This is a genomic window from Thermasporomyces composti, assembly GCF_003386795.1.
Classification (GTDB): Bacteria; Actinomycetota; Actinomycetes; order Propionibacteriales; family Actinopolymorphaceae; genus Thermasporomyces; species Thermasporomyces composti.
In genome coordinates, this window is the sequence record NZ_QTUC01000001.1 from 2,782,496 (window position 1) to 2,797,851 (window position 15,356).

The 15,356-nt window shown below is 69.1% G+C and carries 15 protein-coding genes; 6 read left to right on the forward strand and 9 right to left on the reverse strand.

What is annotated here, in order from left to right; genetic code table 11:
• Nucleotides 1–34: 34 nt before the first annotated feature.
• Nucleotides 35–976, reverse strand: coding sequence for a carbohydrate ABC transporter permease (locus DFJ64_RS12055; RefSeq protein WP_115850541.1), 942 nt, complete (start codon nucleotides 974–976; stop codon nucleotides 35–37).
• Nucleotides 977–994: 18 nt separating this feature from the next.
• The gene (locus tag DFJ64_RS12060; protein WP_115850542.1) at nucleotides 995–2,314 is read right to left on the reverse strand and encodes an ABC transporter substrate-binding protein; all 1,320 of its coding nucleotides are present in this window, start codon (nucleotides 2,312–2,314) and stop codon (nucleotides 995–997) included.
• Nucleotides 2,315–2,982: 668 nt separating this feature from the next.
• Between DFJ64_RS12060 and DFJ64_RS12065 the strand changes: the two genes are divergently transcribed.
• Together DFJ64_RS12065 and kaiC are read left to right on the forward strand one after the other, a co-directional pair.
• On the forward strand, nucleotides 2,983–3,285 hold the full coding sequence (locus DFJ64_RS12065; protein WP_115850543.1) for a circadian clock KaiB family protein: 303 nt from the start codon (nucleotides 2,983–2,985) through the stop codon (nucleotides 3,283–3,285).
• On the forward strand, nucleotides 3,282–4,784 hold the full coding sequence (gene kaiC, locus DFJ64_RS12070; protein WP_115850544.1) for a circadian clock protein KaiC: 1,503 nt from the start codon (nucleotides 3,282–3,284) through the stop codon (nucleotides 4,782–4,784). The genes DFJ64_RS12065 and kaiC overlap by 4 nt, the downstream gene beginning before the upstream one ends.
• A gap of 88 nt (nucleotides 4,785–4,872) precedes the next feature.
• Here kaiC and DFJ64_RS19480 read toward each other — a convergent pair whose 3' ends face one another.
• The 3 genes from DFJ64_RS19480 to DFJ64_RS12080 form a co-directional block, all read right to left on the reverse strand.
• Complete coding sequence (locus DFJ64_RS19480; RefSeq protein WP_170152596.1) at nucleotides 4,873–5,034, reverse strand: hypothetical protein; 162 nt, start codon at nucleotides 5,032–5,034, stop codon at nucleotides 4,873–4,875.
• Nucleotides 5,035–5,254: 220 nt separating this feature from the next.
• On the reverse strand, nucleotides 5,255–6,175 hold the full coding sequence (locus DFJ64_RS12075; protein WP_245941089.1) for a glycosyltransferase family 2 protein: 921 nt from the start codon (nucleotides 6,173–6,175) through the stop codon (nucleotides 5,255–5,257).
• A 212-nt stretch (nucleotides 6,176–6,387) separates the two neighbouring features.
• Nucleotides 6,388–6,855, reverse strand: a complete 468-nt coding sequence (locus DFJ64_RS12080; protein WP_211310590.1) for an SRPBCC family protein — start codon at nucleotides 6,853–6,855, stop codon at nucleotides 6,388–6,390.
• Between the two features lie 69 nt (nucleotides 6,856–6,924).
• On the opposite strand from DFJ64_RS12080, the gene DFJ64_RS12085 reads away from it, so the two are divergent.
• Both DFJ64_RS12085 and DFJ64_RS12090 read left to right on the forward strand, forming a co-directional pair.
• A complete protein-coding gene (locus DFJ64_RS12085; protein ID WP_115850546.1) occupies nucleotides 6,925–7,569 on the forward strand; it encodes a TetR/AcrR family transcriptional regulator in 645 nt (214 codons plus the stop codon).
• 50 nt (nucleotides 7,570–7,619) lie between these two features.
• Complete coding sequence (locus DFJ64_RS12090) at nucleotides 7,620–8,024, forward strand: DUF1622 domain-containing protein (RefSeq protein ID WP_115850547.1); 405 nt, start codon at nucleotides 7,620–7,622, stop codon at nucleotides 8,022–8,024.
• 9 nt (nucleotides 8,025–8,033) lie between these two features.
• Here the strand turns inward: DFJ64_RS12090 and DFJ64_RS12095 are convergent, their stop codons facing one another.
• Nucleotides 8,034–8,279, reverse strand: a complete 246-nt coding sequence (locus DFJ64_RS12095; protein ID WP_115850548.1) for a DUF5302 family protein — start codon at nucleotides 8,277–8,279, stop codon at nucleotides 8,034–8,036.
• 258 nt (nucleotides 8,280–8,537) lie between these two features.
• On the opposite strand from DFJ64_RS12095, the gene ctaD reads away from it, so the two are divergent.
• Nucleotides 8,538–10,169 (forward strand): aa3-type cytochrome oxidase subunit I, encoded by a 1,632-nt coding sequence (gene ctaD / locus DFJ64_RS12100; protein ID WP_245941307.1) that lies wholly within the window; start codon nucleotides 8,538–8,540, stop codon nucleotides 10,167–10,169.
• Nucleotides 10,170–10,598: 429 nt separating this feature from the next.
• Entirely contained in the window at nucleotides 10,599–10,904 is a 306-nt protein-coding gene (locus tag DFJ64_RS19485; protein WP_170152449.1) for a hypothetical protein, read from the forward strand.
• 58 nt (nucleotides 10,905–10,962) lie between these two features.
• Here DFJ64_RS19485 and cydC read toward each other — a convergent pair whose 3' ends face one another.
• From cydC to DFJ64_RS19710, 3 genes are all read right to left on the reverse strand, one after another.
• Entirely contained in the window at nucleotides 10,963–12,999 is a 2,037-nt protein-coding gene (cydC, locus tag DFJ64_RS12110) for a thiol reductant ABC exporter subunit CydC (RefSeq protein WP_115850551.1), read from the reverse strand.
• Entirely contained in the window at nucleotides 12,996–14,762 is a 1,767-nt protein-coding gene (cydD, locus tag DFJ64_RS12115) for a thiol reductant ABC exporter subunit CydD (protein WP_211310591.1), read from the reverse strand. The genes cydC and cydD overlap by 4 nt, the downstream gene beginning before the upstream one ends.
• A 141-nt stretch (nucleotides 14,763–14,903) precedes the next feature.
• On the reverse strand, nucleotides 14,904–15,257 hold the full coding sequence (locus tag DFJ64_RS19710) for a hypothetical protein (protein ID WP_211310592.1): 354 nt from the start codon (nucleotides 15,255–15,257) through the stop codon (nucleotides 14,904–14,906).
• Nucleotides 15,258–15,356 lie beyond the last annotated feature (99 nt).

Genomic DNA, 15,356 nt, shown 5'->3' on the forward strand with positions numbered 1-15,356 from the left:
TGGCGTCCTCTCCGTGTCCGAGCCAGTGCGTCCGCTAGTCGCCGGGTGACGCCCAGCCGCCGAAAAGCTTGATGTTGATGGCCGAGACGATCAGCAAGAAGAACGTCATCACGTAGGCGATCGCGCTGGCGTAGCCGACGTTGAAGAACTGGAAGCCCTGGTTGTAGATGTAGAGCGTCACGGTGAGCGAGGCGTCGGCCGGACCGCCGCCGTCGGTCAGCAGCAACGGCAGCGCGAAGAGGTTGTACGAGCCGATGATCGCCTGGAGCACCACGAAGAGCGCGATGGGACGGAGCAACGGCATCGTGATGTACCGGAACGACTGCCAGCGTCCTGCTCCGTCGATCGCCGCGGCCTCGTAGAGATCGTTGTCAATGCCGTTGAGCCCGGCCATCCAGTACAGCGCGTTGATGCCCGTCCACGTCCACAGCCCCATCAGGACGATGGTGAACATCACGATGCCGCGGTCGGTCAGCCAGGCGACCGAGTCGAGCCCGATCCTGTTGAGGCCGAAGTTGAGCAGGCCGTACTGCTCGTCGAAAACGCGGGCGGCGATGACGGCGATGACCACCTCGGAGGTGAGGACGGGGAAGAAGAACGCGGTGCGAAAGAAGGTCTTCCACCGCACCCACCGGGAGTTGATCGCCAACGCCAGCAGAAGCGACAAGCCGCCGATGAGGACGATGCTGCCGATGGCGTAGAACGTGGTGTTCCGCATCGCGAGGGCGAAGCGCTCGTCGCTGAACAGGTGCAGGTAGTTGGTGAGTCCGGCGAACGACCGTTCCTCGAACCCGAAGCCCTTGGTGAAGCTGAGCCAGAAGGAATAGAGGATCGGGTACAAGCCGAAGATGAGAAAGAGAATGAAGAAGGGGGAGATGAAGAGGTACGGAGCGATCTGACGCTGGCGACGCCACCACCACTCCCGGGCCGGCTGGAAGGGCCGGCCGAGAGTGGACGCGAGTGTCGAGGCTGACATGGGCGTGGTCCTTTCCCGCTAGGCCGTGGCGAACTCGATGGCGTCGAGCGCCTTCTGTTGGGCCCGTGCCAGTGCGTCCTTCGGCGACATGTCGAGGTCCTGGAGAGGAGGCGTCAGTCCGTGACGCACGAAGACACTGGTGGTCTCGGGCCAGAACGGCGAGACATAGGTCGTGTTGATCTCCGGTGACACCTCGTTGATGAGGCTGCCGACTCGCTGACCGTCGAAGAACTCCATCGGCTGGGTCAGCACGGGGGCGTCGAAGGCCGGTCGGTAGGTCGGCCAGACCTGGCGCAGCTCGAAGTCCCCCAGCAACGCCTCGACGTTGGTGTGCTCGAAGAGCACGAAGTCCAGCGCCTCCTCGATGAACTCACTGGTGTTCAAGACGGCGACGCCGGTGCCGCCCTGGGTCGCCGTTCGCGAGCCGCCCTCGCTCCAGCGCGGGAACGGCATGAGGTGCCACTTGCCTTTGGTCTTGGGGATGTTCTGTTGGATGAAGCCACTGAACTGCCACGAGGGACCTAGCAGGGAGGCGATGCGTCCCTCCTCCAGCGCGATGTTGTAGCTGTGTCCTTGGGGGCGGTGGGTCGACCAACCATCCTTGAGGGCTTGCTGCATCCAGGTGAGAGTGCGCAGACTCTTCTCGCTGTCGAGGACCGGTTGGCCCTTCTCGTCGAAGAAGCCGCCGCCCTGCTGGAGCGTCATGAGCCACCACTGGCCCCAGTCCAGGTACTGCTGGTCGATCAGGTAGTTGCCGGTGTCCCGGTGGAAACGCTTGGCCTCCTCGACGAACTCGTCCCAGGTCTGAATCTCGGTGTTGACGCCGGCCTTTTCCCATATGTCCCAGCGGTAGCTCAGCAGACAGGCGTTGAGCTCGTTCCCGATGCCATAAACCTTTCCCTGCCAGGTCCAGGGGTCGGTCGCCGACGGGTGGTAGAGGTTGTCCCACTCGCCCATCTCGACCAGCTTGGGCTTGAGGTCGACGAACAGGACGTCACCTTTGATGTAGCGGGCGAACTGGCTGATCTCCACGTCAGCGATGTCGGGTCCGCCCGAGCGGGCCTGTGCGGTGACCAGGAGCTGGTCGTGCATCTGCCGATAGGGCAGAATCAGCCACTCGATCTCGAAGTCGGGGTTCTTGAGCCGCTTATAGAGCTCGAACGCTCGCTGTTGCCAGGCGATGCGCGTGTCCGTGAAGGCCCAGAAGCTGAGCTTCTTCTTCGCTCCGCGGTTGAAGTTCGGGGCTCTGCCACAGCCGGAGAGCAGAGACGATCCCGCCAGGCTCGCTCCCACCGCGGCAGCCTTCTTGAGAACGGACCTCCTGCTAATCTGCGCCATGCTCGTGAAGCCTCCAAGCGCTCGAAGACACGAAGAGGCCGCACATCAGGCAGCTGGCCGAGGGCCGGTGAATCCTGAGGACTTCCCGTGCGAGCCCTGTGTCGTTGTCCCGGATTCAGCTTGTCGTCAGGCGTGGCGGACGTATTCAGATGTGTCTCGACGCCGCTGAGCGGCGCCGACCGGAGTCTGATGGTGATGTCGGCGCTCGTGAGCGTATCGCCCGGCCTGATAGCGGGCCAGCCCGTGACCTCAATCGGACCCCGTTCCACACACGGCGTTCGAGATTTCGGCTGGTGGACCCACGGGAGGGCGTCGAATTTCCGGGTCGACGCGTGAGGCAGTCGGTCGTCCTGTCCATTTTTCCGTCAGAGATGTCTCCTCGTTATCGCCAATTTCACGCCGGTGCCCGGTGTGGGCTCTTGCGGCTGGTCACGATCTCGCGACGACACGGGGCGCCCCGGGCGTGGGTGGCTGGCTGTCGAGCTGGCTCTGTCGAGGACCGGTCGTGACGAGAGGAAGTGCCAGGGTGGGACCACGGTCTGGTGGGTATGGGGACCGGGAAGGTCTCGCGGGCGTGGAGACGTTGTGCGGGGAGTACGCCGCGAGGCGACGGGGACCGTTGTGGTCAGCTTCGGCCGGCCATCGGAGGGAAGTGGCGGTCCGTCGTGATGAGGTACAAGTTTCGGGTTTATGTCGCCGGCCACACCGAGCGCTCGGAGGCAGCGGTCGCGAATCTCACGGCGGTGTGCGAGACCTACGTGCCCGGGAGGTACGAGATCGAGGTCATCGATGTCTCCGAGCGTCCCGATCTGGCAGAGACCGAGAGCATCGTCGCCACACCGACCGTCGTCCGCCAGGGGGTCATCCCGCAGCGTCGGGTGATAGGTGACCTTTCGGACTCCGCCCGCACAGCCGCCGCGCTCGGCCTACCGGCGGTAGGCGAGCCCTATGGGGAGCTGTGGTGGACATGATCAGTGCACAAGCTCAGCTCGACCGGACGCCGACCGGGATCAGCGGCCTGGACGAGGTGATGATGGGGGGTCTTCCCTCGGGGCGGACCACGCTCGTCACGGGGACGTCGGGGAGCGGGAAGACCGTGGTCGCGATGGAGTTTCTCGCGCACGGGATCGCGGAGTTCGGCGAGCCGGGCGTCTTCGTCACTTTCGAGGAGAGCGCCCCGGTGATCCGGGCGTGCCTGCTTGAGTTCGGCTTTCCGATCGAGGAGTGGGAACGCGAGGGACGATGGGAGTTTCTCGAGGTGCCGACGGACCTCACCGACAGCGTGGAGGTCGTCGGCAGGTATGACTTCGGAGCTCTCGTCGCGCGCATCCAGCGCGTGGTCGAGCGCACGCACGCCAAACGCCTCGTCATCGATTCCTTGGGTGCGCTCTTCGCCACCCTTCCCGACAAGCGGTACGTGCGGGTCGAGCTCGTCCGCATTGCCCAAGCGCTGGCTCGCATGGGCGTCACGGCGATGATGACCTCGGAACGGAGGGAGGAGTACGACGGGATTTCCCTCCACGGTGTCGAGGAGTTCGTGCTCGACAACGTCCTCGTGCTGCGCAACGTCTTGGACGAGGAACGCCGGCGTCGCACGGTCGAGGTCGTGAAGTTCCGGGGCGCTCCCCACCACACCGGTGAGTGGTTGTTCACGATCGACCCGCGGCGAGGCGTCACGGTGCTTCCCCTCGCCTTCATGTCGTCGCGAGGTCAGGCGTCGACCGAGCGGGTCTCGACCGGTGTCGCCGAGCTCGATGACATGTGCGGGGGCGGCCTCTTCCGGGACGCCATCGCGTTGGTGCGCGGTCCCGCGGGAAGCGGCAAGACGCTGCTGGCGTTCCACTTCCTCGCCACGGCGTTCCGGACGGGAGAGCGCTGCCTGTTGGTCACCTTCGACGAGTCGCGGGCGCGGGTCGTTCGGGACGCGGCCGGATGGGGCGTGGACATACCCGCGATGGAGCGCACCGGACAGCTGCGGTTGCGCGCGACCTATCCGGAGGCCGAGTCCCTCGAGGAGCACTTCCTGACGCTGAAGCGCGACATCGAGGAGTTTCGTCCCGACCGGTTCGTCCTGGACCCGCTGTCGGCGCTCGCCCGGATCGCTCCTCGGCAGAGCGCCCTCGACCTCGTGGTGGCGCTGACCACCGTTCTTCGCGAGCACGCGGTGACGTCGTTGCTCACCTCGTCGCTGCTCCGACCGGGCGCGCTGTTCGGAGCGGCAGGACCGAGCGGGTTGTCGAGTCTCATCGACGTGCTCATCCTGCTCCACTACCGGGAGTGGGACGGGCGGCTCGAGCGGTCGATCGCGATCCCGCAAGTCCGCGGCTCAGACCACGACCTGGCGGTTCGGCCGTTCGTCATCGACTCGTCCGGTATCCACATCGAGACAGCCGAGCGTGTCATCCCGGATGCGCGTGCCCCGGCGGCCTGGCCGTTCGAGGCCGGTGAACCGCAAGGAGGAAACGTCTGAGGCGGGGCAGCCACGGATCCTGAGTCGCAGACGCCCCTTGCCTCGCCCGGGGCACGAGCGAGGCAGGGGATGAGCGAAGGGCGAGACGTTACTCGCTGATCGCCTCCCGAGCCCGGTCGGCCGCGTCGCGGGCGCCGGACTCGTTCATGCCGGACCTGGCCTGGTCGTCCCGCATCTGCTGCTCTTGTGCGGCACGATCCTTGGCCTTGGCCTTCTCCGCCTTGTGCTTCGCCTTCTCGCGGGCACCCATGACGTTCCTCCTTGCGTGATGTGCGCCCCGGAGGGCACCTGCCGAGCGTCTACCCGCGAGCTCCTGTGGACGAACCGGCGTCGACGCCACGTCCACCAAGGTGCGAACTTCGGCGCGGACGGTGACGCGGGGTGACCCCGTTGGACAGACACCGTTGGACGGGCCCCGTCAGACGGGACCGTCAGGCAGACGCCGTCAGACAGTCGTCAGGCAGACGCCGTCAGACGATGGGTGGTCGCCCGAGCATGGTCATCCGCCACACCGTCCGCCAGCGCAGGGGGCGCCGCGGTCCGCAGGGTGAGGTCCAGCCCTCGATGAAGCCGCCGAACCAGGCGCGCAGTCCGGCCAGTGGCGGGCGACGGACGAGCGTGATGAGGATCCACATGCCGAGGTAGATCGGCACCAGGACGGCGGGAAGGTTGCGTCGTGCGAGCCAGACCCGGTTCCGCGCGTTGAGCCGGTAGTAGAGCGCGTGGCGGGTTGGCGAGGTCCGCGGGTGGCGAAGCACGATGTCCGGGCGGTAGTCGATGCGCCAGCCCGCGTCGAGCGCGCGCCACGCGACGTCGGTCTCCTCGTGCGCGAAGAAGTAGTCCGTTGGCCAGTCACCGGCCTGGTCGAACACAGCCATACGAACCGCGCTCCCGCCACCGAGGAAGGTCGTGACCTGTGACGGCCGGAGCGGGTCGCTCGCGCGAAGCCGCGGGACGTGACGGCGCTGTGTGGCGCCGGTCTCGTCGACGATGCGAAAGCTGATGATGCCGAGCTTGGGGTCGGCGGCGAACGCGGCGCGCACCTTTTCCGCGGCATAGGGGTCAGGCAGGTACCCGTCGTCGTCGAGGAACATGACGACGTCCACGTCGTTCGAGACTCGAAGCGCCGTCAACGCGGCGTTGCGGCCTCCCGCCACGCCGATGTTCCGCGGGATCACGATGCCCTGGACGCCTGCCGGCAGCTGCGGCAGCGTCGTGCCATTACCGACGACGACGATCCGCATCGGAGGGCCCGCCTGGGCCAGGACGGACTTGAGGAGCGCGGTGAGCTCGGCAGGTCGGTCGCCCATCGTGAGGATGACGACCCCGAGCCGCACCCGCGCGGCGACTGCCGTGCGGGTGGCGGTCCGCGGCTGGCCGATTGCCCTCACATAACCCCCCGCTCACGCCCTGGCGGAAGAAGTGACAGATGGAAAGTACCCCGCGACGGATCGTAACGAACTATGGGTCGATTCGGGGGGAATGCGCGAGTGCGGCTGGCCCGGTCACGGGGCGCTCGGGGCTGGGCCGGCTCGTCACGACGTGCCTGGCGATCATGGCCGGGTCGGTCCGCTGTGAGGGTTGGCGGTGCTGCCGTGCGGAGTCAGCCGCGGCGCGGCGCGTCCTGCCTCGCCGCGTGCTCGGCCAGCCCTGAGGCACAGGCCTCGATGAACTCCGTCAAGATCCGCCGGTAGAGCCAGCCGGTCCCAGGCAGCTTCGGCAGGAAGGACGAGCGCCAGTGGATGGTCGTGCCGCCCTCGGTGGGTTCGAGGTCGACGTCGGCCCGGTAGTCGCGGAGCGGCAGCCCGGAGAGGAAGGCGTAGCTGAACCTGCGCCCGGGCACGAGCTCCACGACCTGTTCGCGGCTGGTGACCTTGCTCCCGCGCCAGCGGCTGCGGAAGACCCGGATAGCGCCGACCCCCTCCGGATCCTCGCCGTCCGCGGGCTGTTCCAGCTCGAAGGATCCGATGGGGGACCACTGAGGCCAGCTGGCGCCGTCGCGAAGCAAGGCGTACACGGTGTCGGGGTGCGCGGTGGTGTGCGCGCGGACGTCGATGTGCTGCCGTTTCACTGCCCCCTCCGCGGGTGAACCATGTGGTACATGTACCAGATGGTACAGAGGCGATCGTGAGGAGACACGGTGGGTGACGCGCGACAGCGACTGCTGGCAGGAGCGATCGAGTACGTCGCGGAGAACGGCGTCAACAACCTCACCCTGAGGCGGCTCGCCGCCGAGCTCGGCACCAGCCACCGCATGCTGCTCTACCACTTCGGCTCCAAAGAGGGCCTGCTCGTCGAGGTGGTCCGGGAGGTGGAACGGCGGCAACGCCAGGCGCTGGCGGAGCTCGAGCGAGAGCTCGACGCCAACGTCGACGGTGTCGCCGCGGCGGCCGAGTTGACCCGGCGCTTCTGGGCTCGGCTGGCCGATCCGGCCATGGCTCGGTACGAGCGACTGTTCTTCGAGCTCTACGGCCACGCGCTCCAGCGCGACCCGGGGGCGGCACCGCTCCTCGACGGTGTCGTCGAGAGCTGGCTGGCGCCGCTCACCGAGCTCGTCCGGACCTTGGGCGTCCCGGCGGAGTCGGCGCCGGCCCGGGCCCGACTCGGCCTGGCGGTCGTGCGCGGCCTCCTTCTCGACCTGCTCGCCACCGGTGACCGTGCTGGCGTGGACGCGGCGCTGGAGGAGTTCATCGCTGGTTTCACCCATCACGACGCGGCACAGTCGGGTGACGGTGCCGCGGGTCGGCCGAGTGGCCCGGTCAGTGCGGACAGCGCATCCAGCTGACCACCGGGCGCGGGCGGATGGTGGGACGAGACGCGGGAAATGGGCACCGTGTGACGTTCACCGAGGTGATGAGCTGGGCCGCCCGAGGTTTCGACGGGCTCGGAGTCGTCGTCCTCCTCGTCGGTCTGGTGTGGTCTCTCGTGCTTGCGGCGCGCATCTGGCGGCGCAGTGGGGAAGGCCGACAGGGGTATCACGCGCTCCGGGAATCCTTCGGTGGCGTGCTTCTCCTCGCCGTGGAGATCCTGGTGGCGGCCGACCTGATCAGGACCGTCGCCGTCGCGCCGACGCTCGAGAACGTGGCGGGCCTGGGGCTGGTCGTGGTGATCCGGACCCTGCTCAGCTTCTCGCTCCAGATCGAGATGGAAGGCGTGGTTCCGTGGCGGCGTGGCCTGACCGGCGGGCTCGGCCGGGCGACGGCGCGGGCGAACCCGCCCCTGGAGCCGCCACCTGGGTGAGGCGGGCGCTCAGCTCCCCCTCTTGCGTCGGAACTCACGGCGAGCGCGCGCCGGGCCGGCGCCTTCTCGCAGCTTCGGCTCGGCGTAGCTGGCACCGCCAGCGAGATGCCGTGCCTGGTGGTGCCGCTGCTTACGTTGGAGAGTCTCCAGGAACTTGCGGCGTACCTCGTCATCCTCCACGCCGCGCGCGGCGTCCGGTGTCTCAGGCCCGCCCGTCCTGCTGGGCTCGTGGGTGTCGTGATCCTGGCCGACCATGGGTGCAGCCTGTCATGCGCAGCGGGGCGGAGGCGAGCTTTCCCGGGGTTTGTGTCGTGCCGAGCGTGCGTCAAGCCTGTCGGACACCGCGTTTGGTGCGGCGAGGCGCGGGGAGTCTTCTCTCATCGACAGCGGCGTGCTCGACGGCCGCGCATGCCGTCGGCGACCAGTTGGGGGACCTCGGTGGCCACACTGCGCACGGAGACAGCGGCACAGCCGGGTGAGCGCCCACGCCCGCGACACGCCCGAGGCCGGGCCATCGTCCGGTGGATAACGACGACCGACCACAAGCTCATCGGCCAGCTCTACCTCGCCACCTCGTTCGTCTTCTTCCTGCTCGCCGGCTTGATGGCCATGTTCATGCGCGCCGAGCTGGCGGTTCCCGGCCTCCAGCTGTTCGGCTCCGACCGAGGGCCGGAGATCTACAACGAGCTGTTCACCATGCACGGCACGATCATGCTGCTCCTGTTCGCGACACCGCTGTTCGTCGGCTTCGCGAACGTCATCATGCCGTTGCAGATCGGCGCGCCGGACGTGGCGTTCCCGCGCCTGAACATGCTGAGCTACTGGATGTTCCTGTTCGGCGGGCTCATCGTGATGGGTGGCTTCCTCACGCCGCACGGCCCGGCGTCCTTCGGCTGGACCGCGTACCCGACGCTCAGCGAAGCGCGACACTCGTCCTACATCGGCGCGGACCTGTGGGTCATGGGGCTCTACCTGGCGGGTCTCGGCACGATCCTCGGCGGTGTCAACTTCGTCACGACGATCTTCTGCATGCGGGCGCCGGGCATGACGATGTTCCGGATGCCGATCTTCACCTGGAACACGCTGCTCACCAGTGTGATGGTCCTGCTCGCGTTCCCGATCCTCGCGGGCGCCTTGGTCATGCTCGAGGCGGACCGACGGCTCGGCACGCACATCTACGACGCCGCGCACGGCGGGCCCATCCTGTATCAGCACCTGTTCTGGTTCTTCGGCCACCCCGAGGTCTACATCATCGCGCTGCCCTTCTTCGGCATCATCACCGAGATCATCCCGGTCTTCAGTCGCAAGCCCCTCTTCGGCTACGTCGGCATGGTGGTGGCCACCATCGCCATCGCGCTGCTCTCGATGGCCGTGTGGGCGCACCACATGTTCGTGACCGGGGCCGTCAACCTGCCGTTCTTCTCGCTCATGACGTTCCTGATCGCGGTGCCCACGGGCATCAAGTTCTTCAACTGGATCGGGACCATGTGGGGAGGATCGCTCACCTTCGAGACACCCATGCTGTGGGCGCTCGGCTTCCTCGTGACCTTCCTCTTCGGCGGGCTGACCGGTATCGTCCTGGCGTCGCCCCCCATGGACTTCCACGTCAGCGACACCTACTTCGTCGTCGGCCACTTCCACTACACCGTCTTCGGCACGGTGGTGTTCGCGATGTTCGCGGGCTTCTACTTCTGGTGGCCGAAGATGACCGGTCGAATGCTGAGCGAGCGCCTCGGCAAGATCCACTTCTGGACGCTGTTCGTCGGCTTCCACACCACGTTCTTCGTCCAGCACATCCTCGGCGCGGAGGGAATGCCCCGCCGCTACGCCGACTACCTGCACACCGATGGCTGGACGGTGCTCAACATGGTCTCGACCGTGGGCGCGTTCCTGCTGGGGCTGTCGACGCTGCCGTTCCTGCTCAACGTCATCCAAGCGCGGCGCGGTCCTCTCGTGCGGGTCGACGACCCGTGGGGTTGGGGCCGGTCCCTGGAGTGGGCCACCTCCTGCCCGCCACCCCGGCACAACTTCACGTCGATCCCGCTGATCCGCTCCGACAGCCCCACCTTCGACATGCATCACCCCGAGATCACCAGGCTGGAGATGGACCGGTACGGAACGCGTCGAGTTCCGGAGCAGCGCTAACTCTCGCCCGGAGCGTTGGCGCTGTCTGTGCCCGCCTGAGACTCGCCTAGCGGTAGTGGCGCGCACGCGCCGGACGGAACCGAGAGCCCACCGTCAGTCCGTGGCGTCGTGGCCGGCTCGGGGTGAGCGGTGGTGAGCCGAGTCCGCAGCGGCTGACGGGACGGGGCGCGCCGGAGCGCCAGCGCGGGCCTCAGCGATCAGGCTTCCGTCAAGGTGTTCTTGCTCTGTGGCCGGTGACACGCATGCGACCGCTCATGACGCCTTGTACGCAAGGGGATCCGCCGCTGGCCAGTGCACCCGGCTTCCCGAACGACGCGACATGTCGGACCCCCGAAAGTTGTCGGGAAACAGGATCTTACGTGCTTTGTCGTTTGCAACCGGCGGTAATGCGGCAATACAGAGGCAAGGGCGAATCACGGGGAGGAACGGATGGATCAACAGTACCCGCCGACGGCTTCACCGAGGGTGGAGGTTGGCCCCGAGTCCGCCGGCGCGCCGGGTGTCATCCCTGTCCAGCGTGTGGACCCGGTCCAGCGAGTGGAGACGCAGTCCCGCGGCGGCGTCACCAAGCAGGGACGTGGGCGTCCGTCACTCGGAGGTCAGGGTCGCTCGCCACAGGTGACCTTCCGCGCGCCGCCTGCGCTGCGGGCCGCGGCGGAGGAGCGCGCCGCCCGGGACGGCAAGACGGTCTCCCAGCTCGCGCGGGAGGCCTTCGAGATGTACCTCCACAGCTGATGCGGACGAGCGCCGCGAGGCGGCGCGCCAGACACACCCCCACGAGGTGCGGTCAGTCTCACCGCCCTTCGTGGGGGTGTGATTCTTGCCCGGTGGTCGGGAAGGGTGGCGTCAGCGACGAGTGCGTCTGGCGCTGGAGGAACGACATCTGCATCGTGGGAGCGCTCTCACTCGGGGTGTCCTTGGCGGCGGACCGGAGCCACATTCGACGGTAGGGGCCCTCGGACTGGATCAGCTTGGTAGGCGCGCCACGTTGGACCACCCGCCCGCCGGCCAGGACGATGATCTCGTCGACGACGCTCAGACCGGCGAGTCGGTGCGTGACGAGCAGGGTGGTACGTCCCTGCGTGGCGACGAGTAGGTCCCGCATCAGCACTGTGGCGGTGACGTCGTCGACGTGAGCCGTCGGTTCGTCCAGCAACAGGATCGGCGGGTCGGCGAGCAGCGCGCGGGCCAGAGCGAGCCGCTGGCGCTCCCCGCCGGAGAGCCGGACGCCACGCTCGCCCACGGGAGTGTCCAGGCCGTGCGGCAGGCGGCACACCCACGCCCACATCCGAACCTTCCGCAACGCCTCCTCCAGCTCCTCGTCGGTGGCGTCGGGTCGCCCGAGGAGCAGGTTGGCCCGGATCGTGGTGTCGAACATGTGAGCGTCCTGGGTGCAGGCTGTGATGGCCCGGCGTCGCTCGTCGTCCTCCAGGTCGGCCAGGTCGACGCGCATGTGACCGCGTCCCACCAGCGCGACGCTGCCCGACGCCGGGGGCAGGAAGCCGAGCAGAGCGGCCACCAGCGTGCTCTTCCCGGCTCCGCTCTCGCCGACGACGGCGATCCGCTGACCGGGGCGCAGCGTCAGGTCGACGTCGTACAAGGTCGGAGCGGTGTTCCCCGGCCATTGGACGGTGAGCCCTCGGGCCTCCAAGGACAGCGGGCCGATCGGGGCGGGAAGGTGTCCTTCGGTCAGGGCCGGACGCGGCAGCTCCGACAGCGCGCGGAGGCGCGCCACCGCGCGCATGCCGTGCGCGAGATAGTGCGCCGCCACAGGGAGGGGCGTCGTCACGTCGAACACCGCGAGCGCGGCCAGGGCCAGGACGGGCACCATCGTCGAGGACAGGCGACCGTCGTCCGCCGCGGCGGCACCGATCAGCAGCTGGCCGACGACGGTGAGACCGGCCGCCAGCGTCGCCAGCGCGGCCGCGGCGCCAGAGCTGGCCGCCGTACGTCTGGCGATCTCGGTGAGCTCGCGGTCCTCCCGCTCGAGACGGTCCAGCCACCGACCCGTCGCGCGGTGGGCGGCCAGGTCCGCCAGCCCGCGGAGCACCTCGACGACCGAACGGTTGAGGGCGCCGCGAGCACCGGCCATCCTGCGGTCCGCCCAGCGAGCCGTGAGCCTGCCCACGTACGGCGCGACGACCCCGCCCACGAAGAGGCCGAGTGCCAAGATCACCGCGGCGGATGGGAGCACGGTGGCGAGCCACGCGGTGGCGGCGACGCTCGTGAGGGCGGCGACCCCGATCGGAAGGAACGCCCGCACCAGCAGGTCTTGGATGGCTTCGACGTCGCTCACCACGCGGGTGAGGACGTCACCACCGTGGACCCGGCCGAGCCCGGCGGGTGCGGCCCGCTCGAGGTCGATGTACACCTGGACGCGCGTGCGCGCCATCACCCGGAATGCGGCGTCGTGGCCGACGAGCCGTTCGCAGTACCGGAGGACGCCTCGGCCCACCCCGAGGACCCGCACCGCGACGATCGCGGCCGTGAGGGCGACGAGTGCCGCTCCTTCCGCCGCGCGGGCGACCAGCCAGGTGGCGGTGGCGATCAGGGCGACCGCGGTGCAGGACGCCGCGAAGCCGAGCAGGACGCCGGCGAGCACCCGGAGAAGCTCCGGTCGGGCCGTGCGCAGCAGCCACGCGAGGGAGCTCGGCCCCTTGGTGGTCGCGCGGTGTCCACCCCCCGAGCCGGACGGACCGACGGGGCCGGCCTGGCCGCCGGAGCCCGCGTGGCCGCGAGAGGTCGACTGGAGGGCACCAGGCTGGCCGGTGCTCGGGTTGCTGCTGGTACTACCGCCGGGTCGCGGCGTGGTCGTCGAGTCGTGCGTCATGTCGACACCGCCAACTGGTCGAGACGAACCACGTGGTGGCACAGCTGGAGCAGGCCCGGGCGGTGGGTCACCAACACGACGGTCCGGCCAGCCAGCAGGGGAGGAAGCGCGCGAAGCAGCGCCGCCTCGGTCTCCGGGTCGACTCCCTCGGTGGGTTCGTCGAGGAGCAGCAGCGAGGCATCTCGGAGCAAGGCGCGGGCGAGGGCGATGCGGCGTCGCTGGCCGGCGGAGAGGCCGATGCCGCGGTCGCCGACCTGCAGCTCCAGGGGCACGTCGACCGCGGCCGCCCGGGCGGCGGCGACGACGGCGGCGGGGTCGACCGTTGGGTCGTCCAGCGTGATGTTCTGGGCGACCGTTCCGGCGAACAGCACAGGATCCTGGGGCAGCCAGCCGACTCGCTCGCGCCAGCGTTCGGGGTCCACGGTCGCGAGGTCCACGTCACCCACGAGCACGCGGCCGGCGTCCGGTCGAGCGAAGCCGATGAGGAGCGCCAGCACGGTCGACTTCCCGGCGCCGCTGGGCGCGACGATGCCGGTCACCCGTCCGGCGGGCAGCTCCAGCGACAGCCGGTCGAGCAAGGGGACCGAGCGGTCAGGGTCGGCGACGGTGACCTCGTCGAGGCGGATCGAGGCGGACCTCGGGTCGGGCACGGGGCGGCCACCATGCTCCACCGCCAGCGGAGTCGGTTCGTCGAGGATCGCGAACACCTGGTCGGCGACGCTCATGCCCTCGACGTTGGCGTGGTAGTGGGCAGCGGCCTGACGGATCGGGTGGTACGCCTCGGGGACGAGGAGCAGCGCGGCGAGCGCCGCCCGCAGGTCGAGAGTGTCTGCGAGCACGCCGTGCGCCAGCTCGATCGCCACCACGGCGATCGAGCTGGCCGCCAACAGCTCCAGCGCCAGCGACGACAGGAACGCCACCCGCATGGTGGACCGGCCCGCGGCGCGTTGCTGGTCGGCGAGCCGGGCGATGGTCTCCACCTGCTCACGGGAGCGACCGAACGCCTTCAACGTTCCGAGCCCCGACACGACATCGAGGAAGTGGTGGGAGAGGGCCTGGAGGGTACGCCACTGCCGGTCGATCCGACGCCGAGTCGCCCGTCCGATGAGCAGCATGGCGAGCGGGACGAGCACGACAGTGACGACCACCACGAGCGCACTGCGGGGATCGGTGCGGAGCAGCGTCACTGCCACGGCCAGCGGGACCAGCGCGGCGAGCAGCAGCTGCGGCAGGTAGCGGGAGAGGTAGCCGTCCAGTGCGTCGACGCCCTTGGTGACGAGCGTGGCGAGTTCGCCCGTGTGCTCGCTGGCCAGCCATCGCGGGCCGAGCGCGACGACCTTCCGCAGCACCGTCTGTCTCCACTGCCGCTTGAGCGCGGCCGACGCTCGGTGCGCGACCACCGCCGAGGCCCACGACACGCCGGCGCGCCCCGCGAGAACCCCGACGAGCGCCACGACCGGGGCGAGCTCGAGCCGCGCTCTCACCGCGTCCACGAGGAGGGTCGCGAGCAGCCACGCTTGGGCGACGACGAGTCCGGCGTGCACCAGGCCGATGCCCGCCGCCGCCGCGAGATAGGCCCGAACAGGTCGAGCGCGGTGCAGCAGGCGGACGTCGAGCGGCGGCATCAGTTGCCCCCGGGGCGTGGTGGGGTGCAGCGAGGGGCGACGCGGCAGCGGGGCGCCGCGCTCGACCCCGTGGGCGACGGCGTGGGCACGGCCAGGCTCAACCTCCGGTCCAGGGTTGGGCGGGAAGCTCGCAGACATCTGGCAATAGAGGGTATGGAACACCCGACGGCGTGACGGTCCGGGTGCGCCGAAGCGCCTCCGTTGGAGGGAGGCGGAGCGCCTGAGCGTCGAGGCACGGAAGCGTCGAGGCACGGAGAGGCCCCTCGTCGGTGCCCGCGGTCACGCCGTTCTCGAGCCACCCTCCTCGTGCCCGGTGCGGCGGTCCGCCGATGCTCGCGGCGTGCCCGAGGCCTGCGGTGTCTGTGAGGCTTCCCGCGCCCGGCGGCTTCCATCGGTGGGCTCGTCGTCGGGAAGCCGGCCACGAGAGGCCGGGTGCTCCACCAAGGCCAGCACCCGGTTGGCCATGAAGCGGGCCGTGCGGACCGGCGTCCCGCCGCGGGTCACCTCGGTGACCTCGACGATGCCCCGTCCGGTGGTGATCTCGACCCGCCGGCCCTGTCGAGTCGCGACGACGTCGTAGGTGCGGGTCTCGCCGCCCGCGTCGATGACGATCTCGACCCGGTCGCCCTTCATTCCTCGATGGTCGTGGACGCGACGACCGACGTCCAGGGCGAGGGAGAGCCGGCGGGACGACCGAACGGCCCGGCTCGGACGTTTCGGAGCGCTCGGGAG